Source organism: Actinosynnema pretiosum, assembly GCF_024171695.1.
GTDB lineage: Bacteria > Actinomycetota > Actinomycetes > Mycobacteriales > Pseudonocardiaceae > Actinosynnema > Actinosynnema pretiosum.
Window position 1 is genome coordinate 93,729 of the sequence record NZ_JAMTCF010000015.1, and the last position, 26,905, is coordinate 120,633.

At 73.8% G+C, this 26,905-nt stretch carries 21 protein-coding genes; 11 read left to right on the forward strand and 10 right to left on the reverse strand.

Going from position 1 to position 26,905, the window contains the following annotated elements:
- Positions 1-53: 53 nt before the first annotated feature.
- Both LV78_RS28130 and LV78_RS28135 read left to right on the forward strand, forming a co-directional pair.
- Positions 54-668 carry a TetR/AcrR family transcriptional regulator gene (locus LV78_RS28130; RefSeq protein WP_253848683.1) on the forward strand — a complete coding sequence of 205 codons (615 nt, stop codon included), beginning with the start codon at positions 54-56 and terminating at the stop codon, positions 666-668.
- A 145-nt stretch (positions 669-813) separates the two neighbouring features.
- Positions 814-1,995, forward strand: coding sequence for an MFS transporter (locus tag LV78_RS28135; protein ID WP_253848684.1), 1,182 nt, complete (start codon positions 814-816; stop codon positions 1,993-1,995).
- Here LV78_RS28135 and LV78_RS28140 read toward each other — a convergent pair.
- The 3 genes from LV78_RS28140 to LV78_RS28150 all read right to left on the reverse strand — a co-directional run bounded on the left by LV78_RS28140 (position 1,976) and on the right by LV78_RS28150 (position 4,730).
- Positions 1,976-2,308, reverse strand: coding sequence for a hypothetical protein (locus tag LV78_RS28140; protein ID WP_253848685.1), 333 nt, complete (start codon positions 2,306-2,308; stop codon positions 1,976-1,978). The genes LV78_RS28135 and LV78_RS28140 overlap by 20 nt on opposite strands.
- A 182-nt stretch (positions 2,309-2,490) precedes the next feature.
- Positions 2,491-2,850: a hypothetical protein gene (locus LV78_RS28145; protein WP_253848686.1), complete on the reverse strand. Its 360-nt coding sequence runs from the start codon at positions 2,848-2,850 to the stop codon at positions 2,491-2,493.
- Between the two features lie 194 nt (positions 2,851-3,044).
- Positions 3,045-4,730, reverse strand: coding sequence for a DUF4832 domain-containing protein (locus LV78_RS28150; protein ID WP_253848687.1), 1,686 nt, complete (start codon positions 4,728-4,730; stop codon positions 3,045-3,047).
- Positions 4,731-4,908: 178 nt separating this feature from the next.
- On the opposite strand from LV78_RS28150, the gene LV78_RS28155 reads away from it, so the two are divergent.
- Complete coding sequence (locus LV78_RS28155; RefSeq protein ID WP_253848688.1) at positions 4,909-7,953, forward strand: AfsR/SARP family transcriptional regulator; 3,045 nt, start codon at positions 4,909-4,911, stop codon at positions 7,951-7,953.
- 75 nt (positions 7,954-8,028) lie between these two features.
- Here LV78_RS28155 and LV78_RS28160 read toward each other — a convergent pair whose 3' ends face one another.
- From LV78_RS28160 to LV78_RS28175, 4 genes are all read right to left on the reverse strand, one after another.
- Positions 8,029-9,150 carry an SdrD B-like domain-containing protein gene (locus LV78_RS28160; RefSeq protein WP_253848689.1) on the reverse strand — a complete coding sequence of 374 codons (1,122 nt, stop codon included), beginning with the start codon at positions 9,148-9,150 and terminating at the stop codon, positions 8,029-8,031.
- Between the two features lie 199 nt (positions 9,151-9,349).
- A complete protein-coding gene (locus tag LV78_RS28165; protein WP_253848690.1) occupies positions 9,350-10,438 on the reverse strand; it encodes a winged helix DNA-binding domain-containing protein in 1,089 nt (362 codons plus the stop codon).
- A 15-nt stretch (positions 10,439-10,453) separates the two neighbouring features.
- The gene (locus tag LV78_RS28170) at positions 10,454-10,933 is read right to left on the reverse strand and encodes a hypothetical protein (protein WP_253848691.1); all 480 of its coding nucleotides are present in this window, start codon (positions 10,931-10,933) and stop codon (positions 10,454-10,456) included.
- Between the two features lie 60 nt (positions 10,934-10,993).
- Positions 10,994-11,746, reverse strand: coding sequence for an intradiol ring-cleavage dioxygenase (locus LV78_RS28175; RefSeq protein WP_253848692.1), 753 nt, complete (start codon positions 11,744-11,746; stop codon positions 10,994-10,996).
- 292 nt (positions 11,747-12,038) lie between these two features.
- Between LV78_RS28175 and LV78_RS28180 the strand changes: the two genes are divergently transcribed.
- On the forward strand, positions 12,039-14,273 hold the full coding sequence (locus tag LV78_RS28180; RefSeq protein ID WP_253848693.1) for a discoidin domain-containing protein: 2,235 nt from the start codon (positions 12,039-12,041) through the stop codon (positions 14,271-14,273).
- Between the two features lie 46 nt (positions 14,274-14,319).
- Here the strand turns inward: LV78_RS28180 and LV78_RS28185 are convergent, their stop codons facing one another.
- Together LV78_RS28185 and LV78_RS28190 are read right to left on the reverse strand one after the other, a co-directional pair.
- On the reverse strand, positions 14,320-15,702 hold the full coding sequence (locus LV78_RS28185; RefSeq protein ID WP_253848694.1) for a glycoside hydrolase family 43 protein: 1,383 nt from the start codon (positions 15,700-15,702) through the stop codon (positions 14,320-14,322).
- A gap of 7 nt (positions 15,703-15,709) precedes the next feature.
- A complete protein-coding gene (locus LV78_RS28190) occupies positions 15,710-17,083 on the reverse strand; it encodes a glycoside hydrolase family 10 protein (protein ID WP_253848695.1) in 1,374 nt (457 codons plus the stop codon).
- A 329-nt stretch (positions 17,084-17,412) separates the two neighbouring features.
- Between LV78_RS28190 and LV78_RS28195 the strand changes: the two genes are divergently transcribed.
- Together LV78_RS28195 and LV78_RS28200 are read left to right on the forward strand one after the other, a co-directional pair.
- The gene (locus LV78_RS28195; protein WP_253848696.1) at positions 17,413-18,732 is read left to right on the forward strand and encodes a glycoside hydrolase family 6 protein; all 1,320 of its coding nucleotides are present in this window, start codon (positions 17,413-17,415) and stop codon (positions 18,730-18,732) included.
- Between the two features lie 228 nt (positions 18,733-18,960).
- The gene (locus LV78_RS28200; RefSeq protein ID WP_253848697.1) at positions 18,961-20,916 is read left to right on the forward strand and encodes a cellulase family glycosylhydrolase; all 1,956 of its coding nucleotides are present in this window, start codon (positions 18,961-18,963) and stop codon (positions 20,914-20,916) included.
- Between the two features lie 55 nt (positions 20,917-20,971).
- Here LV78_RS28200 and LV78_RS28205 read toward each other — a convergent pair whose 3' ends face one another.
- On the reverse strand, positions 20,972-21,169 hold the full coding sequence (locus tag LV78_RS28205; RefSeq protein WP_253848698.1) for a serine protease inhibitor: 198 nt from the start codon (positions 21,167-21,169) through the stop codon (positions 20,972-20,974).
- A gap of 143 nt (positions 21,170-21,312) precedes the next feature.
- Between LV78_RS28205 and LV78_RS41795 the strand changes: the two genes are divergently transcribed.
- The 5 genes from LV78_RS41795 (at position 21,313) to LV78_RS28230 (ending at position 26,818) form a co-directional block, all read left to right on the forward strand.
- A complete protein-coding gene (locus tag LV78_RS41795) occupies positions 21,313-22,458 on the forward strand; it encodes a sensor histidine kinase (RefSeq protein ID WP_253848699.1) in 1,146 nt (381 codons plus the stop codon).
- Complete coding sequence (locus LV78_RS28215) at positions 22,455-23,081, forward strand: response regulator (RefSeq protein ID WP_253848700.1); 627 nt, start codon at positions 22,455-22,457, stop codon at positions 23,079-23,081. The genes LV78_RS41795 and LV78_RS28215 overlap by 4 nt, the downstream gene beginning before the upstream one ends.
- A gap of 292 nt (positions 23,082-23,373) precedes the next feature.
- Positions 23,374-23,982, forward strand: coding sequence for a DUF4956 domain-containing protein (locus LV78_RS28220; RefSeq protein ID WP_253848701.1), 609 nt, complete (start codon positions 23,374-23,376; stop codon positions 23,980-23,982).
- Positions 23,979-24,821: a polyphosphate polymerase domain-containing protein gene (locus LV78_RS28225; protein ID WP_253848702.1), complete on the forward strand. Its 843-nt coding sequence runs from the start codon at positions 23,979-23,981 to the stop codon at positions 24,819-24,821. Before LV78_RS28220 ends, LV78_RS28225 begins: the two co-directional genes overlap by 4 nt.
- Positions 24,812-26,818, forward strand: coding sequence for a CotH kinase family protein (locus LV78_RS28230; protein WP_253848703.1), 2,007 nt, complete (start codon positions 24,812-24,814; stop codon positions 26,816-26,818). Before LV78_RS28225 ends, LV78_RS28230 begins: the two co-directional genes overlap by 10 nt.
- Positions 26,819-26,905: the final 87 nt, after the last annotated feature.

Below are 26,905 nucleotides of genomic sequence, written 5' to 3' on the forward strand. Positions count from 1 at the left end.
AGTACTCTGTCTGAAGTGGTGTGAACCGTAGTACTACGTTTGGAGTGGTGTCAATGGCGCGGCGCAACCCGGAGCGGCGGGCCGCGCTGCTCGACGCGGCCGTCGAGGTCCTGGCGGCCGAGGGCGCGCGGGGGCTCACGTTCCGGGCGGTCGACCAGCGGGCCGGGGTGCCCGCGGGCACGGCGTCCAACTACTTCGCCGGGCGCGCGGAGATCCTCACCGGGGCGGGTGAGCGGGTCTACCAGCGGCTGCTCGACCAGGCCCCGCTGGCCGAGGTGCTCGACGGCGCGCGCGACCGGGCCCGCGTCGCAGAGCTGATGCACGCGCTGGTCGACCGGGTGTCGGCGTTCCCGACCGGCTTCCTGGCGCTGCTGGAGCTGCGCCTGGAGGCCGCGCGCAGACCGGAGCTGCGCGCGGTGCTGACCGAGCGCGTGCGCGCCGACCTGCGCTTCAACGTCGAGCACCACGCCCGCTCCGGGCTGCCCGGCGACGGGACCACCGTGGCGCTGCTGTGGCTGGCGCTCAACTGGCTGATCGTGGAGCGCCTCACCCTGCCCGACCTGCTGACCGACCGGCAGCGCCACGACCTGGTGACCGCGCTGGTCGACCGGGTGCTCGCGGGGCAGCCGGAGCGGGCGGTCGACCCGTTCGCGGACGACGGCAAATGAGTTAACCGGAAAGGGATTTGGCGCTAGCGTCCGAGGTTAGGGAAATTCGTTTCGGCGGATTTCCCGGATAATTCGAGGAAACGTTGCGGAACGCTTTTTCCGGCGTTACCGAAAACTCCTCGCTGACCTCGGGAGGACGGCGTTGGTGGCAGGAAAGATCGACGGCGCGGTGGGCGGGGGGCTGCCCGCCCTGCTGGTCGTGGCGCTGGTGGGCACGATCGTGGAGATCGACATGTCCGTGCCCAGCTTCCCGGACATCGCGCGGGAGCTGGGGGTGGGCGGCGCGGCCGTGCAGCTCACGATCACCCTCAACTTCCTCGGCTACTGCCTGGGCGCGCTGTGCCACGGCCCGCTCTCCGACCGGTTCGGCCGCCGCCCGGTCATGCTCGGCGGGAACGCCGTCATGCTGGTCGGCGCGCTGGGCTGCGCCATCGCCCCGACGATCGGACTGCTGCTGGCCGCGCGGTTCGTCCAGGGCATCGGCGCGAGCACCGCCGTCGTGCTGGTGTTCGTGATCATCGGCGACCGCTACGAGGGCGTGGCCGCCCTGAGGATGTACGGCCTGGTGAACGCCGCGATGTCCGTCCTGATGACCGCCGCGCCGCCCCTCGGCGGAGTGATCAACCACCTGGTCGGGTGGCGCGGCAACTACTTCACGGTGTGCGCCATCACCGCGCTGTCCCTGCTGCTGATGTTCTTCCTCCTGCCCGAGACGCGAGCCCGCGCGCGCCGCGAGGTCACCGCCCGATCGGTGCTCGCCGACTACCGGGCGCTGCTCGGGAGCGGCGCCTACCTGGCCGCGTCGCTGGTCCCCAGCCTGCTGTTCGCCGCGTACCTGGTGTTCATCGCGGCCAGCTCGTTCCTCTACACCTCGGCGTTCGGCCTGGGCGCCACCGAGTTCGCGCTCACCCTGCTCGTCGTCGTCGCCTCGTTCGCGATCCCCAGCGCGTTCGCCACGAGGCTCATCCCGCTCCTCGGCGGCCCGGCGGGCGCCGTGCGCTGGAGCCTGGGCGCGGTGGTGGCGGGCGTGCTCGGGTTCCTGCTGCTGGGCGACGGTCCGGTCGCCGCGACCGGTTCGGTCGCGCTGTTCTGCGCGGGCTTCGCCGTGTGCTACCCGGTCGTGTTCGCCCGGTCGATGGCGGTCTTCCCCGACCGGGCGGGCGCGGCCTCGTCGCTGACCATGGGCCTGCGGGCGCTCCTGGTGACCCTGCTGACCGCCGTCTCCGGCGCGCTCTCCACCGGCGGGCCACTCGTCCCCGCCGCCGTGATGGCGGGGGCGGTGGCCTCGGCGCTGCTGCTGAGCAGAGTCAGCGCCCGCGTGAGCTGACCTCGCGGGCCCCGGCCAGCTCCGCCACCCGCTGGGCCAGCTCGACCAGCGCGGCGGCCTGCGCGGACCGGGGCGGGTCGGTCTCCGCGCCCGTGCGGGCGGCCAGGCACCTGGCCCGCGCCACCAGGGCGAGCAGCGCCGAGCGGAGCTGCTCGTCCAGGTCGGCGGGGTCCGGGCCGACCGCCTTGCGGCGCACGCGGTAGGCGGCTTGCTTGCAGGCGGTGGAGCAGAAGCGCCAGCGGGCGGTGGCGCCTGCGGGCCGGGGCGCGCCGCAGCCCGCGCGGGCGCAGAGCACCGCACTGGGGGTGACCATATGATTACTCTCCGGATTCGAGTGGGGGCAGAGCTGTGGTGCTGAGCTGAGCCCTTGCTCAATGAATCCGGCTGGCGGACATGGATCGCACCCTAGCGGCCCACGTGGTGCGGGCACGAGCGATCACCGTCAACGGGTGGGGCGCGCGCCGTGCCCGAGGCGTTCGCGCGGTGCGGGCGTGCTCAGCCGTTGGCGAAGTAGATCCTGGCGCCTGCGCACGAGTACGGGCAGTGGAGCTCCGCCCGGTACCTCGAGTAGACCTTGTCCCGCCAGATGTCGTGGTTGCCCGCCCCCAGGGACTCGCGGACCACCTCCGGCGTGCCGGGGGCCGCGAGGTCCAGGACGATGACGAACGAGGAACCCCGCACGCCGTCCGTCGCGACGTGGAAGATCGTGCTGCCCGCCGTGCTCAGCGCCGCTGTCCCGCAGGACCACTGCGGCACCGTGCAGGACCTCTGCTCGATCGCGAGCGCCGAACCCGGTGTGGCCAGTGCGAGTGCTGCCGCGACGGCGGCGGCCGATGCCTTGAACCCTGCTCTCATGTGCCCGTGTCCCCTTCCGGTGAGTGGAGGAGTCGACTTCCGGGTCATGCATAAGGCTCGGGGTGCGCGGCCGTGCCCGTTCTGTGGCAAGACCACTCCGCCGGAGCAGGAAAAACCGCGCGGGCCGGAATCGGTTCCGGCCCGCGCGGTGGGGGTGGTGTGGTGGTGCGAGGCCGGGGAACCGGCCCGCACCCCTACGACACCGTGATCGTCTGCTTCAGGTCGTTCAACCCCGTCGCCGCGTCCCACAGCCCGGTGTTCGCCGTCCGGATCGAGTACTCCGGCCGCCCCGGCAGGGCCGGGTCGGCCAGTTCCAGCAGCAGCGCGTACCTCCCCGTCGCGAGCGACGCGGGCACCTGGGCGTCCTGCGCGATCGAGCGCGCCCCCGGCAGCCAGGTCCTGGGGTCCGCCGTCAGCGGGACGCGGGTCAGCGCGCCCGTGGTCGTGTTGCGCAGCACCAGGTTCACCGCGCGCTGGTTCACCGCCGCCGCGTAGCCGTCGTTCGCCAGGTTCACCCTCACCGGCAGGGCGGCGCCCCTGGCCACCGTCGCTGGGAACACCGAGTCGCGCAGGGTGAAGCGGTAGCCGAGCCGGTTCGTCACGTCCGCCAGGCAGCCCTGCGCCGACCACGAGCGCAGCACGTCCTGCTGGTAGTCGGTGTTCAGGTACGTCCAGTGGAAGCGGGACAGCTCCGCCGTCGCGGTCGGGCAGTCGGTGCGGGGCGGGTTCACCGCGCAGGTCTCGCCGCCCATCGGCAGCGACCTGGTCTCCGCCTCCAGGTACGGGTACTCGGTCGCCGGGTCCTCGTAGGTGCCGAAGTCCGTGTCGCTGGCCAGGAAGCAGTCGTTGTGGTGACCGACCCTGGTGTTGCCGCCCGCGTACAGGGCCCGCTTGAACTTCGGCGTGCGCAGCTGCACCGCGCGGTTCGCCGGGAGCGCGGCCAGGAGCTTGTCCACGACCGCCTTGCGGTTCGCCTGGTCGGTCGCGGAGACGACGCCCGCGTTGCCGAAGTTCTTGGTGTAGTACCACTCTCCCCACGCGCCGACGAAGCCCGCCTGCACCACGGCGATCACGTCCGCGTTCGACCGCAGGAGCGGGGTGAGCTGGTCGACGTGCGCCAGCACCCGGTCCTTCGGGGCGTCCTCGCCGGACTCCGCGGCGGTGTAGGCGAAGCGCAGCACCAGCTTCACGCCCGCGACCCGCGCGGCGTCGAACTGGCGCTGGAGGCGGTCGAGCGCGGTCTGCGCGATCGGCGACGAGCGGTACTCGGCCAGGTAGAACACGCACATGGCGAGGGTGATGTTCTGCTCGGTGCGGTACTTGCGCAGGGTGTCGGCGGAGAAGTCCGCCTTGTCGCAGTCACCGGTGTGGTGGTACAGACCGCGCTCCGGGTTGGCGATCGCCCCGGTCGACGCCGGGTAGGACACCACGCCGCTCGCGCCGCCCGCGTAGGTGTGGGTGACCTTCGCCGAGGTCTCCACCGGCGCCTCGACCTGGAACACCACGTCGACGTCGTTCGGGCTCGCGTGCTCGCCCAGGTCCACCCGCTCGACGGTCCACCGCGCCGTGCCGCCGGAGGAGGTGAACGGCACCGACCTCACCTGCGTCCACGCCCAGCCGCCGCCGCTGTGCCGGTACAGGGAACCGTTCTCCAGCAGGTAGTCCGCCCCGATGCCGCCCTGCGCGTACCCGGTGGCCGCGCTGCGGTCGGTGTCGACGTAGACGCGCGAGAACGCGGGCGTCCCGGTGCGGCCGACCTCGAAGGTGACGGTGGTGGCGGTGCTGGTCACGGTGGGGCTGGTGATGGCGGCGCTCGCGGGGGCCGCGAGGACCCCCGTGGCGGCCAGGGCCACCACCAGACCCGGCACGATCTTGGGCACGCTTGTTCTCCTCGGTCGGTCGACCCGCCCATTGAAGCGCGATCGGCCGCGCTAGTCCACAGTGGACTAGGGGTTGACGCAGGTCGGCGCGGGTGCCAGGCGACCCCTGGGTGTGGTGTCCCCCGGCCCTGGGACGGGGGCGTTGAACCCCCCCGCGCGGCGCGGGTAGAACAGGGGGGTGGCGGAGATCGGGGGCTCGGTGCCGGGTGTCGTGGTCGGCGTGCTGGGCGCCCTGGAGGTCCACGTCGACGGCGTGCCGCTGCAGGTCGGGCCCGTGCGGCGCAAGGCGGTGCTCGCGGCGCTGCTGGTCGACGCCAACCGCGTGGTGCCCCCGGCCCGGCTGCTCGACCGCGTCTGGGGCGAGCGGCCACCCGCTCGGGCCAGGCCGGTGCTGCGCACGTACCTGTCCGCCCTGCGCCGGGCGCTGGAGCCGACCGGGATCACCATCACCTGGAACGGCACCGGGTACCGGTTATCCGTTGAACCGGAGCTGGTGGACCTGCACCGCTTCCGGGGCCTGCTCGCCAGGGCGAGGGCGGGCGCGGACGCGCCGAGGGCGCTGGGGCTGGTCGACGAGGCGCTGGCGCTGTGGCGCGGTGAACCGCTGGCCGAGCTGGACACCCCGTGGGCGCTGGCCGAGCGCGAGCGCCTGACCGGGGAGCGCGCCGCCGCGCGCGCCCACCGCGCCGACCTGGCGCTGGAGTGCGGCGGGCACGCCGAGCTGCTGCCCGAGCTGACCGCGCTGGCCGCCGAGCACCCGCTGGACGAGCGCGTGGCGGGCCAGCTGGTGCTGGCGCTGCACCGGTCAGGCAGGCGGGCCGACGCGCTGGAGCACTACCGCCGCACCAGGGACCTGCTGGCCGAGGAGCTGGGCGTCGACCCCGGCGCCGCGCTGCGACGGCTGCACCGGGACGTCCTCACCGCCGAACAGGGGCCGACCCGCCCGCCGCGCGAGCCCACGACCGGTGGCCTGGTGAGCGGTGGCCTGGTGAGCGGTGGTCCTGCGGTCGGCGGCACTGCGGCTGGCGGCCCGGTGGTCGGTGGTCCTGCTGCTGGGGGCTCAGCGTCCGGCGGTCCTGTGACCGGTGGTCCTGCTGCCGTCGGCCCCATGACCGGTAGCCCGGCGACCTGTGATTCGGCGACCGGCGGCCCCGCGACCGGTGGTCCGGTGCCCAGCGGCCCGGCGTCCACTCCCGCGCCCGGCGCCCTCGCGGCAGGCGTCCCCCGCCAGCTCCCCGCGCCACCGGCCCCGTTCGTCGGGCGCGGCGCGGAGCTGGACCGGCTCGACTCCGCCTTCGCCGACGCGCGCCGCGCCGACGCCATGCCCGTCGTCGCCATCGCGGGCGGTGGCGGTGTCGGCAAGACCTGGTTGGCCCTGCGCTGGGCGCACCGCAACGCCGACCTGTTCCCCGACGGGCAGCTGTTCGCGGACCTGCGCGGGTTCAGCCCGGACGCCGGGCCGCTCGACCCCGCCACCGCCGTGCGCGGCTTCCTCGACGTCCTCGGCGTCGACCCCGACCGCGTCCCGCCCGACCTGGAGGCCGGGGCCGCCCGCTACCGGAGCCTGCTCGCGGGCAGGCGCGTGCTGGTGGTGCTGGACAACGCCGCCACCGCCGAGCAGGTGCGCCCGCTGCTGCCCGGCAGCCCGACCTGCGCCGTCCTGGTCACCGGTCGGACCGCCCTGCCGTCCCTGATCGACCGGCACGGCGCCCGCCACCTGCCGCTGGGCGTGCTCACCCGCGACGAGGCGCACGCCCTCGTGGCCGCCCGCGTCGGCGCCGACCGGTTGGCCGCCGACCCCGCCGCCACCGCCGAGCTGGTCGACCTGTGCTGGCGGCACCCGCTGGCCCTCGCGATCATGGCCAGGCACATCGCCGCCCGCCCGTCCGCCCCGCTCGCCGAGTTCACCGACGAGCTGCACGAGCTCGGCCTCGACCTGCTGGACGACGACGACCCCGCAGCCAGCCTGCCCGTCGTGCTCTCCTGGTCGCTGCGCTCGCTCACCCCCGAGCAGCGCACCGCGTTCGCCCTGCTGGGCACCGCGCCCGGTCCCGACATCGGCCTGCCCGCCGCAGCCGCCCTCACCGCCGCCCCCGACGCCGAGACCCGCCGGACCCTGCGCACCCTGGAGGGCGCCTCGCTCGTGGAGCGCCGCCCGCGCGGCCGGTACGCCATGCACGACCTGGTCCGCGCGCACGCCGCCGCCACGGCCCGCGACGGGCTGACCGCGCGGGCGCGGGAGGCCGCGCTGCTCAGGTTCCTGGACTTCCACACCCACACCGCCCGCGCCGCCGACCGCCTGCTCAACCCGCACCGCCGCCCCATCGAGCTGGCCGCGCCCGCGCCGGGCGTGCGCCCCCACCCGCTGCCCGACGCGCGCGCCGCGCTCGCCTGGTTCGACGCCGAGCACGCCTGCCTGCTCGCGGGGCACCGCGCCGCCACCGCCACCGCCCGCCACCCGACCGTGTGGAACCTGACCCGCGCCCTGGACACGTTCCACACCCTGCGCGGCCACCGCCGCGACCGCCTCGCCACCTGGCGGGCCGCCGCCGACGCCGCAGGCCACCTGCCCGACCCCACCGCCCCCGCCCACGCGCACCGCGCGCTCGGCCTGGCGCACACCGGCCTCGGGCAGCAGCGGGAGGCCATCACCCACCTGGACCGGGCGCTGGCGCACGCCGAGCGGCTCGGCGACCCGGTCCAGCGCGCCCAGGTGCACTCGGCGTTCACCGGCCCGTTCGAGCACCTGGGCGAGGACCGCGCGGCCCTGGCGCACGCCCGCCGCGCGGTGGAGCTGTACCGGGGGCTGGCGCAGCCCGCGGCCGAGGCGGAAGCGCTGAACCTGGTCGGCTGGTACTCCGCGCGCCTGGGCGACCACACCACCGCGCGGGCCCACTGCGAGGCCGCGCTGGAGCTGCACCGGGGGCAGGCCCCGAGCCCGGACGGCGAGGCGAACACCCTGGACACGCTGGGGTACATCGCGCGCGGCGCGGGCGACCACGCGGGCGCGATCGGCCACTACCGGCGGGCGCTGGCCCTGTACCGGGAGCACGGGTACACCTACCAGGCGCCGCCGGTGCTCGACGTGCTCGGCGACCTGCACGCGGCGCTGGGGGAGCGGGGCGCGGCGGTGGCGGCGTGGCGGGAGTGCCTCGCGCTGCTGGAGGAGCAGGACCGGCGGGCGGAGGCCGACCGGGTGCGGCGGAAGCTGGCCGAGGGGTGACCCGGTGGCCGGGCGTGCTGCGACCGGCCTGCGGCGCGCGGTGGCGGCCTGCGACCACCACCGCGCGCCACCCGGTCAGGACGTCGCCGACACCGGCAGGCTCGCCCTGATCAGGTCCCAGTCCGCGAGGTAGGACGAGTTGTTCAGCTTGCCGGTGACCAGCCCCGACGTGATGGGGGCGGTGACCCGCGCCGTGATCGTGAACGTGCTCGTCACCGGCTCCAGCGCGTCCCACGAGCGGCGCAGGAAGATGTGCGGGTCGCCGCCGTAGGTCTCCCGCAGCCACCCGTCCTGCGTCACGGACACCTCGGTGAGCCCCTGCGGCAGGTCGATGCTGACGCCGTAGGTGTCGATCGCGTTGCCGGTGTAGGCGGCGGTCGCGGTCAGGACCACGGTGTCGCCGACCTCCAGGTCGGTGGTGTCGCGGTCGGCGGTGAACGTCAGCGCGCCGTGGGTCACGCCCACGTAGTAGCCGACGTCCAGCACGACCGGGCCGCCGACGGGCAGCACCTGGTCGCCCACGACCCGGAACTCCACGGTCTCGCTCACCCCGGTGCGCTCGAAGTCGGAATCGCGCTCCGGGTCGTCGCCCGCGCCCTTCGGGGAGCGGGCGAGCGTGGACCGCGACGGGGTCGAGAAGACGTGGGAACCCGCCTCCAGGTCGTAGACCACGTACGTCCCGTCGGCTTCCTGCCGCCACGACTCCTGCGAGTGCAGGGAGGCGACGTAGGTCAACGCGTCGACCAGCCCCGGCTCGTCGTCCTGCCGGACGCCGTCCTCGTTGACGTCGTGCCAGATCCGCCCCGTGATCTGACCGCCGCGCGCGCCGAAGTCGACCCCGCTGACGCCCTCCGACGTCACCACCACCCGTTGGACGGACCTGGTGGTGGACGCGAAGCCGTACTTGCCGCCCGTGACCAGGTAGTCGCCCTCGGGCAGGCCGCTGATCGTGTAGGTGCCGTCGTACGACGCGCGCTGCCAGGTCACCCAGTCGCCGTTCGGCCTGTGGACCTCCACGTAGGCGTCCCACAGGACGCCGTCCCCCTCGCCGACCGCCCCGTCCGCGTCCCGGTCGTTCCACACCAGCCCGGAGATCGACCCCGTCGCCTCGTCCGCCACCGCGACGCCGCCCCCGGCGACCGCGCACACCGCGGTGATCGCGGCGATCCCCGCCCAGCGCGCTCTCGTGCTGCTCATCCTGCGTTCCCCCAGTTCGTTCCCGCTCCACGGCACGGCGAACAGCCCGACCTCGCGGCCGGGTCGCGGTGCGGTGGAACCCCCAGTGCCGGGTCGGTGACGCCGGCACTGGGAAGGGCGCGCGGGACGGCCCGGAGTTGCCCGGCCCGCGCCCGTTCACCCGGGTGGAGCAGTCGTGCGGGAGTGCGCCGCTCCCCGGTCAGGGGCGGCTTCCGCCGAGCCCGCCCACCTGGGTGACGTGCTCGATCTCGGCTTCCAGCGCGGCGGGGTCCGGCGGGGCGTGGCCGGGGAACGGGGTGACGGTGAGGACGCCGCCCTCCGCAGCCCAGGTCCCGGTGACGCGACCGCCGTCCACGACCACCGGGGAGATCCAGCCCGCCGCCCTGCTGACCAGGGGGCGGTGCTCGGGGGCGAGCAGGGCGGGGTCGGCGGTGCCGGGGCCGAGGACGTGCTGGTCGAACGCGCCGAGCAGGCGCACGGACGTGCTCGGCCTCGTGGCGGCGAGCTCGTCCACGTGCTCGGCGAGCAGGTGGGCGGTGCGGCCCTCGACGTCCACGGTCGCCAGGCGGTCGCCCAGGGCGGCGAACCACCCGCGCAGCACGGGTTTGCGCAGCGCGCCGCGCAGCAGCCACGCGTCGAACGCCTCCGGCGTGGCAGGGCCGTAGGCGCCGAGGTAGGCGGTGATCACGCGGGGCGCGGCCTCGTCGGGGGCGGGGAGCCCGCGCCACGGCGGGGCGGTGAACGCGACCCGGTTGCCCTCGGGGGGCGCGTGGCGCAGGACGCCTTGCCAGGCGAGGGTTTTCAGCAGCGTGCCCCAGGACGAGCGGAGCTGGTCGGCCAGTCCCGCGAAGCGCGCGTCGGCGGCCAGCGCGGTCGCCAGCTCCTCGCGGGACAGCGGCGCGCCGGTGAGCAGCTCGCCGACCGCGTCCGCGAGCGCGGCGACCTGGGCCGGGGTCGCGCCGAACGCCTTCTGCCACGACGGGCGCTCCCAGGTGCGGGCCGAGGCGAGCAGGGAGAGCGCGTCGGGGGCGGTGTCCGGACGCAGCAGGTGCAGGGTCCCGCGCGCCGCCCAGGTCTTCACCAGCGCGCCGGACGCCAGGTCGCGGGCCACCTCGCCGGTGACGCCGGTGCGCGTCGCCACGGCGAACTCGGCCGACGACGCCACCTGCGCCTGCACCCCGCACAACCGGTCCACGACCTCACCGGCGGTCACGGCGGTACGCGGGTCGAGGAACTGCCTGTTCAGCCGCCACGACCGCACCTGGTCCCAGGTCACCGACGTGTTCATGGGCGGAGCATAGGGTCACAGGCGGGTCAGCCACTGGTGACCGGGGTGGGCGCGGGCCAGGAGGGCGGCCAGTCGGTGGCGCCGGGCAAGGGGCAGGCGGGGGACGACCCGGTCGAAGTCGGCCTGGTCCTTGGGGCGGGGGCGCTTGGCCTTGAACAGCAGGACCAGGTCGGGCGCCAGGCGCGGGACGCCGTCGCTCGTGCGCTCGACGACCTCGGCGCGCGGGAGGCGGATCGCCGGGTCGTGGCGGAAGACCCAGGTGGTGCCGTCGTGCGGTTCGCGGAGCACGTCGAGCAGGTAGGCGTCGGTGACCGGGTCGCGCACCCAGGTCTGGTGCGTGGCGGCCAGCGCCGCAGGTCCGGCGTCCGCCCAGATGCGGCCATCGCCCACCGCGTCGAGGACGTGGTCGGGGAAGCGGGCGCGCACCTCGGGGAAGTTCCCGGCCGGGACCGCGATCTCGGCGGGGGAGAGCGCGACGCCGGGGGGATCGGTCATGCGGGGGACGCCAGCGGCGGACCGGCGCCGGGGCGTGCCGCCGGTCCGCCGCGCGCCCGGCTAGTCGGGCGCCCCCACGCCCGTGTCCGACAGGTCCAGCCCGATCGCGAAGTCCGCCGCGTACCCGGCGCTCGCCGACCCGGTCGGCTTCAGCAGCAGTTGGCTGCCGCCCTGCGCGTAGATGCCGTCGCGCGCGTTGGTGGTGTCCGGGCTGCCCTTCGCGCTGTACGGGGCCAGCTTCAGGTACGCCGCCTTGAACGCCTCCTCCAGGTACAGCTGCGAGGTGAACTCGTACGCCCCGCCGTTCGTCCCGGTCGTGCGGATCTTGAAGTGGTGGTGGACCGTGCGGCCCCGGTACCAGCCCGGCAGGATCGTCACGAACCTCGCCAGGCCCGTGCTGTCGCTGACCTGGTAGCCGCGCAGGAACTTCCTGCCGCCCGACCCCTCCGACGGGATGTCGGAGTACAGGCCGAGCGCGTCGCACTGCCACAGGTCCACGACCGCGCCGGGGAGGGGGCGGCACGTCGCGGACTGGATCTGGAGCACGGTGAAGGAGAGCGTGAGCTTGACGCCCGGCGAGAGGGCGCCGGTGGACGGGTCCGTCCTGATGTCGGAGCGGTTCAGCTTCTCGTCCACGAAGTACGGGCCCTCGGTCTGGTCCGGGCGGCCCACGCAGTCCACTCGGGGGACAGCGGTGTCGGGGGACGCGTGGGTCGCGCCGCCCAGGGTGAGGGCCGCGCCTGCCGCGCCCAGCAGGGTGAGCGCCTGGCGCCTGCCCAGGAGGGCGCCGATCGGTTCGTCGTCGTCGTGCAAGGTCCACCTCGTCGTGGTGTCGGGAGATCGTTCGGGAGCGCCGAAGTTAGGGATCGCGGCTGGGCGTTCGCTGGGAGTTCGATATGAGGAACTTGTGTGAAAGCCGTGAAGAACCCGGCTCCACAACCGTTCGGCGCACGTTCTTCGGCCGCGCGGGCGCGCTTTTCCCGGTAGTAGGGGTGTGTTCCGGATCGGGTTCTCGGGAGGATGACCGTCATCCGCACGACGGTGGAACCCTGCCCCGCCGTCGACCCCCGCGCGGACCGACCCGGCCAGGAGAGCGCTCCCACCCATGTCCAGGACAACCCTGCCCGCAGCGGCGCTGGCGACCGCCGCGCTCGTCGCCGCCGCCCTGGCCGTCACCACCTCGGGATCGGCCGCCCCGCACCCCGAGCTCACCTCCGATGGCGCCGATGGCGCCGGTGGCGCCGATGGCTCCGGGGCCAGTGTTCCGTTCGTCGAGCACGAGGCCGAGACCGCCGCGCACAACGGCGTGGTGATCGGACCCGACCACACCCAGGGCACGCTCGCCTCCGAGGCGTCCGGGCGGCGCGCCGTGACGCTGAGCGGCCAGGGGCGGCACGTCGAGTTCACCCTGACCGCGCCCGCGAACGCGCTCGTGCTGCGCTACAACGTCCCCGACGGCACAGCGGGGACCGCCGCCGTCCACGTCGACGGGACCAAGCTCGCGGACCTCCCGGTCACCTCGAAGTACAGCTACCTCGACACCCCGCACATCGCGGGCTCCACGACCCACCACCTGTTCGACGAGTCGCGGCTGCTGCTCGGCCGCGACCTGCCCGCCGGGGCCGAGGTCAAGGTGCAGCTGGACGCGGGCAGCGTCGCCCGGCTGACCGTCGACCTGGTCGACTTCGAGCAGGTCGCGCCCGCCGCCGCCAAGCCCGCCGGAGCGGTGTCGATCACCGACCACGGCGCCGTCCCCGGCGACGGGCGCGACGACGCCGACGCGCTCGCGCGCGCGATCGGCGCGGCCAGGGCGTCCGGCGCGCAGGTCTGGATCCCCGCCGATGAGTTCGAGGTGCGGCGCGGGCTGCCGATCGACCAGGTCACCGTCCGGGGCGCGGGCATGTGGCACTCGGTGCTGCGCAGCGACAACCCGTTCCTCAACCACGGGCAGGTCGCCGGGAACATCCGCCTGCACGACTTCGCCGTCCTCGGCGAGGTGACCGAGCGCGTCGACGACCGCCCCGACAACGCCTACCACGGGCCGCTCGGCGCGAACTCGGTCATCTCCGGGTTGTGGATGCAGCACCTCAAGGTCGGCATCTGGACCATGAGCGGCACCACCAGCAACGCGGTCATCGAGAACAACCGGTTCCTTGACCTGCTGGCGGCCGGGCTCAACTTCAACGGCCGGGTCACCGACTCGGTGGTGCGCGACAACTTCCTGCGCAACACCGGGGACGACGCGCTGGCCATGTGGTCCGTCGGCGCGAACGCGCGCGACCGGTTCGAGGACAACACCGTCGTGCAGCCCAACCTGGCCAACGGGATCGCGATCTACGGCGGCGCGGACATCACCGTGCGCGGCAACCTGGTCCGCGACACCAACGCGCTCGGCAGCGGGATCGCGATCTCCAACCAGGCCTTCCTGCACGACGGCTCGTTCTCGCCGCTGGCCGGGACCACGGTGGTCGCGTCGAACACGCTGGTGCGCACCGGCGCGATCAACCCGAACTGGGGCAGCTCGCACCCGCACGGCGCGCTGCGCGTGGACTCCTACGACACGCCCGTCACCACGCCGATCTCGTTGACCGACAACAGGTTCGTGGACAGCCCGTACTCCGCGATCCAGGTCGTGGACGGCTCCGGGCGCGGGAACGCGGTGACCTCGCTGTCGGTCGACGGCGCGAGCGTCGAGGGCGTGGGCACGGTCGTGCTCCAGGCCGAGACCAGGGGGCAGGGGCGGTTCACCGGGGTCACCGCGTCGCGGGTGGGCGCGAGCGGGGTCTACGACTGCGGCGGCGGGTTCGTGGTGACCAGGGGGAGCGGCAACAGCGGCTGGGACGGCCGGTGGGCGGACTGCGGCTCCTGGCCGCCGCGCACCGACCCCGGCCCCGCGCCGACGACCACCACGACCGCGCTCCCGGCCGGGAACGTCGCGCTGGGCAAGCCGGTCGTGGTGAGCGGCGCGGTGGACGGCCACCGGGGCGCGAACGTGGTCGACGGCGACGCGCGGACGTACTGGGAGAGCCCGAGCGGCGCGTTCCCGCAGGAGGTGGCGGTCGACCTCGGCGCGGTGCGGCAGGTGCGGCGGCTGGTGCTGAAGCTGCCCGCCGACCCGGCCTGGGGCGCCCGCACGCAGACGATCGCGGTGTCGGGCAGCGTGGACGGGACCTCGTACCGGACGGTGGTGGGCGCGACCGGGCACCGGTTCGACGCGGCCTCCGGGAACGCGGTGACGATCGCGGTGACCGGCGAGCACCGGCACGTGCGGCTCACGTTCACCGGGAACACCGGGTGGGCCGCGGCGCAGCTGGCGGAGTTCGAGGTGCACGCGTCCTGACGCGGCCGGGTGCGGCGGGGCGCGAGACCCCACCGCACCCGGTGGCTCAGGCGGTGAACCGCCACCAGTCCACGTTGAACAGGTAGCCGCTGCCGCCGGTGAACCGCAGGTGCAGGTCGCGGGTCCCGGACAGGCCGGTCACCGGGCAGGACGCCGTGGTCCAGCTCTGCCAACCACCCGTGCCCGGCACGGCGCAGCGGCCGACCACCGGGCCGCTCGGGCCGTCCGCGCGCAGCTCCAGCGAACCACCGGCCGTCGCGGAGGCGACCCGCGCGGTGAAGCCGGTCGCGCCCGACCCGAAGGCGACCGAGCGGACCGTGACGCTGTCGCCGTTCTCCAGGTGGCTCAGGTTCATCCCGCCCTCGCCGGAGGTCTCGGTCTCGACGCCGCTGCCCCGCGCGATGGTCTCGCCCTCCTGGCGCGCGTACGGGTTCAGGGTGTCCGCGGGCGGCGGTCCCGAGCTGGACATGGTCAGCCGGGGGATCGCGCCGTCCGCGCCGTAGGCGAACCTCTCCACCGCCACCGAGCGGGTGTAACCGCCGCCGCCCGGCAGGGAACCGTTGTGGTAGAAGAGGTACGAGCCGCCCTTGTAGTCGATCACGCCCGCGTGGTTGGTGAAGCTGCTGCCCTGCGTCGGCATCACCACGCCCCGGTACGTCCACGGCCCGGTGGGCGTGGGCGCGGTCGAGTGGGCGAGGAACTCCGAGCAGCACTGCGCGGCGAACACGTTGTAGTACAAGCCGTTCCGCTTGTAGACCCAGGGCCCCTCCTCGTAGAGGGTGGGGCGCTGCGCGTTCCCGGCGCGCGTGCCGTACCCGGCGGTGGTCAGCGGGATCCGCGCGGGCGCGCTCGCCAGCGAGACCATGTCGGGGTTCAGGCGCGCGTGCCACAGGTTCGGGTTGCCCCAGTACAGGTGCGCCTGGCCGTCGTCGTCGACGAGCACCGACGGGTCGATCTCGCCGTTCTCCGCCAGCGGGCGGCCGATCGCGTCGCGGAACGGGCCGGTCGGGCTGTCGGAGACCCCGACGCCGATGGCCATGCGGCCGGTCGCCCGGTTGACCACCGGCACGTACCAGTAGAACTTCCCGTTCCGCTCCACCGCCTGCCCGGCCCAGGCGTCCTTGCTGGCCCACGCGAAGGTGCCCACGCTCATCGGCGAGCCGTGGTCGGTCCAGTTCACCATGTCGGTGGTGGACCAGACCCGCCACTCCTTCATGGTGAAGTAGGTCGAGCCGTCCTCGTCGTGGCCGGTGTAGAGGTAGAGCCGTCCACTGTGGACCAGTGGGGCCGGGTCGGCGGTGTAGACGTGCTGCACCACCGGGTTGTCCGCCCTGGCGGGGGTCGCGGTCACCGCGCTGAACGCGGTGACCGCCAAGGCCAGGACCGCCAGCGCGACCAGGCCGCTGCGGGGGTGCGTCGTGGCGCGCACGGCCGCCTCAGCTCGCCGCGCAGGTCGGGGACAGACCGGTGGCGCTCCCGGTGCCCTGGAAGCCGAACTCGGTCGACCGGCCCGCCGCGACCGCGCCGTTGTAGGCGACGTTGGTCCAGTCCACCGTGCCGGACGTGCCGCTGCCGCTCGCGCTCCACGAGCCGGTCACCGACGTCCCGGACGGCAGGGCGGTGGTGACCTTCCAGCCGGTCAGCGCGCTCGACCCGGCGGTCACCGTGACCGTGGCGACGAAACCGCCCTCCCAGGAGTTCACCGACACCGACGCCGTGCACCCGCCCGGCTGCGGCGGGTTCGTCGTGGTGGGCGGGGTGGTCGGGGGAGTGGTGGTCGGCGGGGTCTCGCCCGGCACGGTCGAGCCGCCCGCGTTCAGCGCGTCCAGCACCGCGTTGTAGGCGGCCTTCTTGTTGCCGCCGCCGTCGAACAGCAGCGGGTTCTCGCCGCCGCGCCACGAGTCGGTGTCGCGGATGCCCCACACCGTGATGCCGGTGCAGCGGGGGACCGCCAGGCACGCGCGGGTCACCGCGCCGAAGGCGTTGGCCTGGTTGGAACCCGCGATGTCCAGCTCGGTGATCTGCACGTCCACGCCCAGGTCCGCGAAGCGCTTGATGTTGGCCTGGTAGTCCGACGGCGCGTTGTTCGTCAGGTGCGACTGGAGGCCCACGCAGTCGATCGGCACGCCTCGCGACTTGAAGTCGCGCACCATGTTGTAGATCCCGGTGGACTTCGCGTTGATCCCGTCGGTGTTGTAGTCGTTGTAGCAGAGCTTCGCGGCGGGGTCGGCCGCGCGGGCGGCCCGGAACGCGGCCTCGATCCAGTCGTTGCCGGTGCGCTGGAGGTTCGAGTCGCGCCTGCCCCCCGAGCCGCCGTCGGCGAACGCCTCGTTCACCACGTCCCAGGAGTGGATCCTGCCCCGGTAGTGGGTGGCGACCTGGGTGACGTGGTTGAGCGCGGCCTGCCGCAGCGCCGACCCGCTCAGGCTCTGCGCCCAGCCCGGCTGCTGCTGGTGCCACAGCAGGGCGTGCCCGCGCACCCGCTTGCCGTTGCTCAGCGCCTGGTTGAGGACCCGGTCACCGGCGGTGTAGGTGAACTGGCCCCGGTTGGGCTCGGTGGCGTCCCACTTCATCTCGTTCTCGGCGGTGACCGAGTTGAACTCGCGGTTCAGGATGTTCACGTAGGTCGAGTCGTTCAGCCTGCCCGCCGCGACGGCCGCGCCGAAGTACCGGCCGGTCTGGGCGGCTGCCGCGCCCAGGGTCGTGGCCGCGCTGGCGGGGGTGCTCACGAGCAGGGTGGCTCCGAGCGCGGCGGCCAGCGCCACCGCGCCGAACCCGGCTCGGGAGGCTGACCTCGATGTCGGCTCCATCTTCCACACCTTCCGACGACCACCCGGCGAGCCGGGGTGGTGGGGGACGGGAACGGGGCGGTGAGCAGGAGTCTGGCATTTGATGTGCGCGTTCACAAGAAGGCTTTTGCGCTGCGTCAACCGCAGTGGGCCGAACGAGGTAAAAATTTCGGGGAGCGCTCCCAACCTGCACTTCAGACTGCTGAGGCGGTGACCAGGTATTTGTCCGGAGAAATGATCGAGCTAAAGATAGCGCTAACAACTTTAGCTTTCCCGTGAGCGCGTTGACGGCTGTTGTCCGCGCCTGGTTGGGTCCGACTCGGGCGAGACGCACCGCGAGAGGGAGCTCAATGGCGAGTATCGGGAAAGCAGCGGCGTGCGCGCTGTCCGGCGCGCTCGTGGCGGGGGTGGTCGTCCTGGCGGCCGGGAGCGGTCAGAGCGCCACCGCCGCCGACTCGGCGTTCTACACCGACCCCGGCAGCTCCAGCGCGAGGTGGGTGGCGGCCAACCCGAACGACTCGCGCGCGGCGGTCATCCGCGACCGGGTCGCCTCGGTGCCGCAGGCGAAGTGGTTCACCACCACCAACACCTCGACCGTGCGCTCGGAGGTCAGCGCCTTCGTCGGCGCGGCGGCCTCGGCCGGGAAGATCCCGATCATGGTCGTCTACAACATCCCCAACCGGGACTGCGGCGGCGCCAGCGGCGGCGGCGCGCCGTCCCACCAGGCCTACCGGGCGTGGGTGGACGAGGTCGCGGCCGGGCTCGGCGGACGACCGGCGTCGATCATCCTGGAACCGGACGTGCTGCCGATCATGTCCAACTGCCAGAGCGCGGACCAGCAGAACCAGACCAAGGCGTCGATGTCCTACGCGGGCCGCAAGCTCAAGTCCGGCTCCGGGCAGGCGAAGGTCTACTTCGACATCGGCAACTCCGACTGGCTCGCGCCCGCCGAGGCCGCGAACCGGTTGCGCGGGGCCGACGTGTCCGGCAGCTCCGACGGCATCGCCAGCAACGTCTCCAACTACCGCACCACCCCGGCCGAGGTCTCCTACACCAAGGCGATCCTGAACGCGCTGGGCGACGGCAGGCTCAAGGCGGTGATCGACACCAGCCGCAACGGGAACGGGCCGCTGGGCAGCGAGTGGTGCGACCCGCCCGGTCGCGCCATCGGCACGCCCAGCACGAAGAGCACCGGCGACTCGCAGATCGACGCCTTCCTGTGGGTCAAGATCGTCGGCGAGGCGGACGGGTGCATCGCGGGCGCGGGCCAGTTCGTGCCGCAGCGCGCGTACGACCTGGCGGTCGCGGCGGGGCCCGTGCCCACGACGACGACCACCACCACGCCGGGTGGGAACCCCGGCGGCGGCTGCGCGGTGACCCACCGCGTGGTCAGCCAGTGGAACGGCGGGTACACCGGAGAGGTCGTCGTGGAGAACCGGGGGGCCGCGATCAGCTCGTGGACCCTGGAGTTCTCCGCGCCCGGTGTGACCGTCACGCAGGGGTGGAACGGGACGTGGACCGACACCGGCGACGGGGTCCGGGTCGTGAACACCGCCTGGAACGGAGCGCTCGCGCCCGGTGGACGGGTGACCGCCGGGTACAACGCGAACTACGGCGGCGCCACGCCGCCGTTCTCGTCGCCGACGCTGAACGGCGTCGCCTGCTCCTGACCCCGCCCCTCGGCGCCCCGCCCCGGTTCCCACGGGCGGGGCGCCTCCCGGCGCGCAGGGGCCGCCGGGGTGCGGCGGGTCGGCGGGGCGCGCGGCGACGCCCCCGCCGACCCGTCCGCCGAAGCCCCGCCCACCGAAGCCCCGCGAGAACTGCGGTCTTCTCCCGACGCCCCCGATCAGTCATTCTGGGAGCGCTCCCAGAACTCCCACGTCACCCAACCCCGGAGGATGACAGTGCTGTCACCCACCCACGGGCGCGGTCGGCGGTGGCTGGCCGCGCTCGCGGCCGTCCCGCTGGTCGCCGCCACCCTCGCGGCCTCCGCGCTCGCCCCGCCCGCCGCCTCCGCCGCCCCGCCCGCCAAGGACTGGCTGCACGTCCAGGGCAACCGGATCGTCGACGCGGCGGGCAACCGCGTCCAGCTCACCGGAGCCAACTGGTTCGGCTTCAACGCCACCGAGCGGGTCTTCCACGGCCTGTGGTCGGCCAACATCACCGAGATCACCAAGGCGATGGCCGATCGTGGCGTCAACCTGGTGCGCGTGCCCGTCTCCACCCAGCTGCTGCAGGAGTGGAAGGAGGGCAAAACCGTCGCCAAGCCGAACATCAACGACTACGCCAACCCCGAGCTGGCGGGGATGAACAACCTCCAGATCTTCGACTACTGGCTGCGGCTGTGCGAGCGGTTCGGGCTCAAAGTGCTGCTGGACGTGCACAGCGCCGAGGCCGACAACTCCGGCCACGTGCACCCCGTCTGGTACAAGGGATCGATCACGCCGGAGGTGTTCTACTCCACCTGGGAGTGGGTCACCGCGCGCTACCGGGACAACGACACGATCGTCGCCGTCGACGTCAAGAACGAGCCGCACGGCGGGCCCGGCGACTCGCCGCGCGCCAAGTGGGACGGCTCGACCGACGTCGACAACTGGAAGCACACCTGCGAGACCGCGGGCCGCCGCATCCTGGCGATCAACCCCGAGCTGCTGGTCCTGTGCGAGGGCAACGAGGTCTACCCGCGCCCCGGCAAGGGCTGGGACGCGCCCGACACCAACCCCGACCGCTCGCCCAACTACTTCCACACCTGGTGGGGCGGCAACCTGCGCGGCGTCGCCGAGCACCCGGTGAACCTCGGCGCGAACCAGGACCAGCTGGTCTACTCCCCGCACGACTACGGGCCGCTGGTGTTCAACCAGCCGTGGTTCGACAAGCCGTTCACCAAGGAGTCGCTGATCACCGACGTGTGGCGGCCCAACTGGCTGTACCTGCACGAGCAGGGGACCGCGCCGCTGCTGATCGGCGAGTGGGGCGGGCGGCTCGGCGAGGACGAGCGGCAGGACCGGTGGATGGCCGCGCTGCGCGACCTGATCGTCGAGGAGGGGCTGCACCAGACGTTCTGGGCGCTCAACCCGAACTCCGGTGACACCGGCGGGCTGCTGCTCGACGACTGGAAGACCTGGGACGCGGCCAAGTACGCGCTGCTCAAGCCCGCGCTGTGGCAGCACGGCGGCAAGTTCGTGAGCCTGGACCACCAGGTGCCGCTGGGCGGCGAGGGCACGACCACCGGCATCAGCCTCGGCCAGCGCTACGGCGACGGCGGCGGCCCCGGCGACACCACGGCCCCGACCGCGCCGACCGGGCTGGCGGTGGGCACGACCACCACCACGACGGTGGCGCTGAGCTGGCAGGCGGCGACCGACGACGTCGGCGTGACCGGGTACGACGTGTACCGGGGCGCGGTGAAGGTCGGCGCGGCCGTCGGCACCTCGTACACGGACACCGGGCTGAGCCCCGGCACCGCCTACAGCTACTCGGTGCGTGCCAGGGACGCGGCGGGCAACCTCTCGGCGGCCTCGGCCTCCCGCAGCGCGACCACGCTGCCGGGCAGCGGCGGCGGGGACGCCGGGTGCGCGGCGGTGCTGCGGGTGGTGAACAGCTGGCAGGGCGGCTACCAGGGCGAGGTGACCGTGACCAACTCCGGGACGGCGGCGGTGCGGGGCTGGAAGGTCGCGCTGGCGGTCGGGGCCGGGACCACGATCTCCAGCGTGTGGAACGGGACCCACGCCTCGGGCGCGGTGGTGAACGCCGCGCACAACGGCGCGCTGGCCCCGGCGGGCAGCACCACGTTCGGGCTGACCGGGACGGGGCAGGCGGCCGGGGTGACGGTCACCGGCTGCACGGCTTCCTGACCGGTCCCCGGTGCGGTCGGGGTGAGATATCCCGGCCGCACCGGGGAACGCCGCCTCACCCGACCCTGGGCACCTCGGCCACCCGGCCGTCGGCGGTGACGAACACGCGAACGCGGTCCTCGCGGTAGTCCAAGGTCACGAACGAGCCCTCCGGCACCACCACGACCTCGCGGCCGGGGTGCTCGGCCCTGATCGAGGCGACCACCTGGTCCGCCGACGCGCCCACCAGCTCCGGCCACTCTCTCTTGCCCACCGCGCCACCCCTCCACGACGATCACAGGAACCCCCAGTCTGCTCCACCGGGGGGCCGCGCGCAGCGGGCATCGGCCGATCGGCCGACCCCGACCGGCCTCCGGGCCGACGTGCGCGCGGGGGCGCGTGCGTAAGGTCGGCCGCGTGCCGGGAGTCGTGAGGTGGTGGCCGCTCGTCGCGGCGCTGGTGCTGCTGGGCCAGGTGTGGGGCGCGTGGCCGCTCTCGTGGCGGGCCGTCCTCGTCCTGGGCGTGATCGCGGGGGGCTGCGCGGCGGTGTGGTGGGCGTCCCGGCGGCCGGTGCTCGCCACCGGGTCGGCGGTCGGGGCCTCGGTCGTCGTCACCGCCTTCTTCGGCGGGCCCGGCAACGGGCTCTTCCCGCCGACCGCGAGCACGGTGCCGCCCGAGGGCTTCGAGTGGGTGCTGCCCCCGTTCGCCTTCTCCGAGACGGTCGCGTTCGGGGTGCTGCTGGCTGTGCTGGCCAGGACCGCCGGGCCGCGCGTCGCGGTGGGGTGCGTCGTGGCGGTCGCGCTGGCCTTCGCGCACGCGGAGCAGCACCGCTACTACAACGACCTGGCCGAGCCGTCCGGCGGGTGGCGGGTCACCGCGCTGCTGGGCGCGCTGGCGGTGCTCGTCGGGCTCCTGCTGCGCTCGCACGACCGCGAGCGCGCCGTCGCGCTGGAGCGGTTGCGGGTGGAGGAGCGGCTCGACATCGCGCGCGAGCTGCACGACGTGGTGGCGCACCACGTGACCGGGATGCTGGTGCAGGCGCAGGCCGCGCTCGTGGTGGGGGAGCGGGACCCGGACGCCGCCCGGCGCGCGCTGCCCGGCATCGTGGACGGCGGGACGGACGCGGTCGGCGCGATGCGCAGGCTCGTGGGGGCGTTGCGGGGCAAGGAGGAGTCGGCCACCGCCGACCTGGAGGCCGACCTGCGGGCGCTGGTGGCGCGGGCGCGCGAGTCCGGGCTGCCGGTGCGGGTGGCGGTCGAGCTGCCCGCTCCCGTGCCGCCGGAGCTGGGGAGGTCGGTGCTGCGGCTGGTGCAGGAGGGGCTGACCAACGTGCGCAAGCACGCCCGCGACCCCGGTGAGGTGGTGGTGGAGGTGGTGCGCGAGCCGACGGCCGTCACGGTGTCCGTCGTGGACTGCGGCGAGCCCGCTTCCTTCGGCAGGGGCGGGTTCGGGATCGAGGGGATGCGCGAGCGGGTGGAGCTGCTGGGCGGGCGGTTCCACGCCGGGCCCACGCCCACCGGGTGGGTCGTGTCCGCCGAGCTGCCGCTGGTGGTGCGGGCGTGATCAGCGTGCTGGTCGCGGACGACCACGAGATGGTGCGCGCCGGGTTCCGGATGATCCTGGACGCGCAGGACGACATCACCGTCGTGGCCGACGTCGCGGACGGGGAGGCGGCGGTGCGGCGGGCGCGCGAGCTGCGGCCGGACGTGTGCCTGGTGGACGTCCGGATGCCGGGGCTGGACGGGCTGCGGGTGACCGAGCTGCTGGCGCCGCAGGCGAAGGTGGTCGTGGTGACCACGTTCGACACCGACGAGAACCTGCACCGGGCGCTGGAGAACGGGGCGAGCGGGTTCCTCACCAAGGACGCCGGGCCCGCGCTGCTGGTGGAGTCGGTGCGGGCCGCCGCGCGCGGGGACGTGCTGATCTCGCCGGACGTGACGCTGCGGGTGCTGCGCAGCTGGACCCGGCCCTCGGCCTCGGTGGACGTCGGGCTGCTCACGCCGCGCGAGCGGGACGTGGTGCGGGAGGTGGCGCGCGGGCTGGGCAACCGGGAGATCGGGGACGCGCTGCACCTGTCGCTGTCCACGGTGAAGACGCACCTGGCGGCGGCGCAGGGCAAGCTCGGGGCGCGGAACCGGGTGGAGCTGGCGGCCTGGGCGTTCCGCGCCCGGCTGGTCGAGCCCTAGCAGGATTGTGGCGCCCCCCGCGTCAACCGCCGAATGCGCTCGAAACTTTCGGAAGTTTTAGCATGATCGAAGACTGGTTCGTGCTTCGGCGCACCGTGCTCCTGTTGGCCTAAGATCCTTCCGCAGCGGCGGTGTGCTGCGCCTTTTGATAGGCGGCAGCCGTTTCGCGTTCATTGACGGGACACCTCGGCGCGCCCTATCGTTTCCGCCACGTGTCGAAAGTTTCCATGAACAATCGAAACTTTAGCGACCACCCTGCGGACCCGGCAGCGGCTCAGGAGGAGCGCACGAGATGCCACGACTGATCCTGTTCACGATCGACCTCTGCGCGGTGGCGCTGCTCGTCTTCGGGCTGTACTTCCCGCGCTACCGCCGCCGCGACCTGGTCGTCGCCTACCTGGGCGTCAACATCGGCGTGCTCGCCGTGGCCAGCGCGCTCAGCTCCAGCGACGTCGGCGCGGGCCTCGGCCTGGGCATGGCGCTGTTCGGCGTGCTGTCCATCATCCGCCTGCGCTCCACCGAGCTGGACCAGCACGAGGTCGCCTACTACTTCTGCGCGCTGGCGCTGGGCATCCTCGGCGCGCTCGGCACCACCTCGGCCTGGCTCAACGGCGGCCTGATGGCCCTCATCGTCGCCGTCATGTTCCTCGCCGACCACCGGCGGTTGTTCCGCGGCTACCGGCACCAGGTGCTCGTCCTGGACTCGGCGTTCACCGACCGCGCCGCGCTCGTCTCCCACCTGGAGCGGCTGCTGCGCGCGCGGGTGCACACCGTGTTCGTGCAGCGGCTCGACCTGGTCAACGAGACCACCGTCGTGGACGTGCGCTACGCGGTGACCGAGCCCGAGCCCGCTTCCGAGCCCGCCGCCGGTCTCGCCGCCAGGGCCGGGGCACGCCGGTGACCGCCACGTCCCCGGAGGGCGCGCTCGCCCGCCTCGCCCCGGTCGGGCTCGCCGAGCTGGTCGACCGCGCCGCCCTCCAGACCAGGGTCGACCGCAAGTACCTCGTCCCCTCGGCCGCGCTGCCGCGCCTGCTGGAGCGGTTCGCCGCCGACGCCAGAGTCCTCGACGTCGACGGCGCGCGCTCCTTCCGCTACCAGTCGGTGTACTTCGACACCCCCGGCCTGCTCAGCTACCACCGCGCGGCGCACCGCAGGCGCAGGCGGTTCAAGATCCGCACCCGCACCTACCTGGACTCCGCGCAGTGCTGGCTGGAGGTCAAGGTCAGCGGCGCGCGCGGCAGCACCACCAAGCACCGCCTGCCCTACCTGCCCGGCGACCGCCGCGCCGTGCGCCCCGGCCGCGCCTTCGTCGACGAGGCGCTGGCCCGCGAGTCGTTCGAGCTGCGCGACGGCGGCGCGCTCGACCCGGTCCTGGTCACCGACTACGACCGCACCACCCTGCTGCTGCCCGGCGGGGCCAGCCGCGTCACCATCGACACCGGGCTGCGCTGGCGCACCGCGGAGCGCGAGCTGCGGCTGCCGGGGCTCGCGGTGGTCGAGACGAAGACCGCCTCGGCCGCCACCGCCGTCGACCGCGCGCTGTGGCAGGACGGCACCCGACCGGCCCGGATCTCCAAGTACGCCACCGGGTTGGCCGCGCTGCGCGTCGACCTGCCCGCCGCACCGTGGCGCAGGACCCTGCGCCGCCACTTCCACGCCGCGCCCACCGACCACGTCGACCGCGACCGGATCGACCGCGCCGACCACGACCACGCCGAACAGGAGGCATCGTGCGCGTGACCTCCCGTGGCAGCGCCGCCACGGCCACCGCCCGCACCACCACCGCGCTCGTGCTGCTCGCCGCACTCGCGCTCCCGCACCCCGCCGCCGCCGCGCCACTCGCCACCGCAACCGGGTCCGCCTCCTCGGCCGCGCCCGCCACCTCCTCGACCGCCGCCGACGACCTGGTCGGCGACGTGGTGTTCTCCGCGCCCAGCGGCACCTTCCAGGGCCAGATTTCGGTGTCGCTGTCGACCCCGGTGTCCGGCGCGCAGCTGCGCTACACCACCGACGGCGCCCTCCCCACCGCGCAATCCCCGCTGTACCAGGGAACCCCGCTGCGCTTCACCCGCACCACCCAGCTGCGCGCGCGGCCCTTCACCGGCGCGACCCCCTCCGGCGCCACGGGAACGGCCATGTACGTCGCCCGCGACACCGCCACCGCCCACGACCTGCCCGTGGTCCTGGTCGACACCTACGGCGCGGGCAAACCCGGCCGGGAGTACCTCGACTCCACCACCATGATCTTCCAGCCCGGAGCAGGCGGCACGACCTCCCTCGCGTCCGCCCCCGCCGTCGCCACCCGCGCCGGGGCCAAGCTGCGCGGCCAGTCCTCGGCCTCGTTCGACAAGACCCCGTACCGCCTGGAGTTCCACGACAACGCGGACGACGACGCCGACCACCCGGTGCTCGGGATGCCCGCCGACTCGGACTGGGTGCTGCGCGGCCCGTTCCCGGACAAGTCGCTGGTCCGCGAGGCGCTGGTCTACGACCTCGGCCGGGAGATGGGGCTGAAGGCGCCGCGCCACGCGTTCGTCGAGCTGTACGTCAACACCGACGCCGGACCGGTCGGGGCGAACGACTACCAGGGCGTGTACATGATCGTGGAGACGATCAAGAACACCAAGAACCGGCTGGACCTCAAGAAGCTCAAGGAGGACGACACCACCACGCCCAAGATCCAGGGCGGCTACATCTGGAAGTTCGAGTGGATGGCCGCCGAGGAGCCCACGCTGCCCTGCACCGGCAGCGCGTGCTGGAACTACCTGGAGCTGGTCGACCCGTCCGCGCCGAACCCCGCGCAGAAGGACTGGTTGCGCGCGCACCTGAAGGCGTTCAACGACGTCCTGCGCGCCCCGAACTCCGCCGACCCCGCCACCGGGTACCGGGCGTACCTCGACGTGCCCTCGTTCGTCGGCCACCTGATCGTCAACGAGGTCAGCCGCAACATGGACGCCTACGTCCGCAGCTCCTACTTCCACAAGGACCGCGACGGCAAGATCGTCGCCGGACCGCTCTGGGACTTCGACCTGACCTTCGGCGTGGGCGGCTACTTCCAGAACGACCAGGTCGCGGGCTGGCAGCACCAGCAGACCCGCCAGCCGATGCCGAACGACTGGTTCCCGCAGCTGCTGCGCGACCCGGCGTTCGTCGCGCAGGTCAAGGCGCGCTGGCAGGAGCTGCGCCGGGGGCCGCTGTCGGACTCCGCGCTGCAGAGCCGGATCGACGCGCTGACGCGCCCGCTCGCGAACGGCGCGGCGCGCAACTTCCAGCGCTGGCCCAACTTGTCCGCGCCCACCGTCGGGTTCTTCGTCACGCCGACCGCGCCCACCTGGCAGGGGCAGGTGCAGCACGTGCGGGACTGGTTGCTGCGCAGGGTCGCCTGGCTGGACTCCCCGGCCGGGTGGGGCGGTGGGACGGACAACCCGCCGGGCGGGGCCGGGTGCACCGCGACCTACACCGTCACCAACCAGTGGCAGGGCGGGTTCCAGGGCGAGGTGAAGGTGACCGCCGGGAGCGCGCCGATCAGCTCGTGGACGGTGACCTGGAGCGCGGGCGCGGGCGAGTCGATCACCCAGGCCTGGAACGCGACCGTGACCAGCCAGGGCGGCTCGGTGACCGCCAGGAACGCCGCGCACAACGGCGCGGTGGCGGCCGGGGGCAGCACGACGTTCGGCTTCCTCGGGACCACGCCCGGCACGCCGGGGAAACCGGTGCTCGGCTGCGCGAGCGGCTGATGGCCCGCGCCCGGTAGCGGGCAGCGGCAGCGGTTTCCCCTCCCGGCCCCGGCGGTGCTCGCACCGCCGGGGCCCCGGCACGTCCGG

Coding starts and splice junctions, on each gene's coding strand:
- LV78_RS28130 (WP_253848683.1), top strand. CDS start 54: ATGGCGCGGCGCAACCCGGAGCGGCGGGCCGCGCTGCTCGACGCGGCC.
- LV78_RS28140 (WP_253848685.1), bottom strand. CDS start 2,308: ATGGTCACCCCCAGTGCGGTGCTCTGCGCCCGCGCGGGCTGCGGCGCG.
- LV78_RS28145 (WP_253848686.1), bottom strand. CDS start 2,850: ATGAGAGCAGGGTTCAAGGCATCGGCCGCCGCCGTCGCGGCAGCACTC.
- LV78_RS28160 (WP_253848689.1), bottom strand. CDS start 9,150: ATGAGCAGCACGAGAGCGCGCTGGGCGGGGATCGCCGCGATCACCGCG.
- LV78_RS28165 (WP_253848690.1), bottom strand. CDS start 10,438: ATGAACACGTCGGTGACCTGGGACCAGGTGCGGTCGTGGCGGCTGAAC.
- LV78_RS28170 (WP_253848691.1), bottom strand. CDS start 10,933: ATGACCGATCCCCCCGGCGTCGCGCTCTCCCCCGCCGAGATCGCGGTC.
- LV78_RS28180 (WP_253848693.1), top strand. CDS start 12,039: ATGTCCAGGACAACCCTGCCCGCAGCGGCGCTGGCGACCGCCGCGCTC.
- LV78_RS28190 (WP_253848695.1), bottom strand. CDS start 17,083: ATGGAGCCGACATCGAGGTCAGCCTCCCGAGCCGGGTTCGGCGCGGTG.
- LV78_RS28195 (WP_253848696.1), top strand. CDS start 17,413: ATGGCGAGTATCGGGAAAGCAGCGGCGTGCGCGCTGTCCGGCGCGCTC.
- LV78_RS28200 (WP_253848697.1), top strand. CDS start 18,961: ATGACAGTGCTGTCACCCACCCACGGGCGCGGTCGGCGGTGGCTGGCC.
- LV78_RS28220 (WP_253848701.1), top strand. CDS start 23,374: ATGCCACGACTGATCCTGTTCACGATCGACCTCTGCGCGGTGGCGCTG.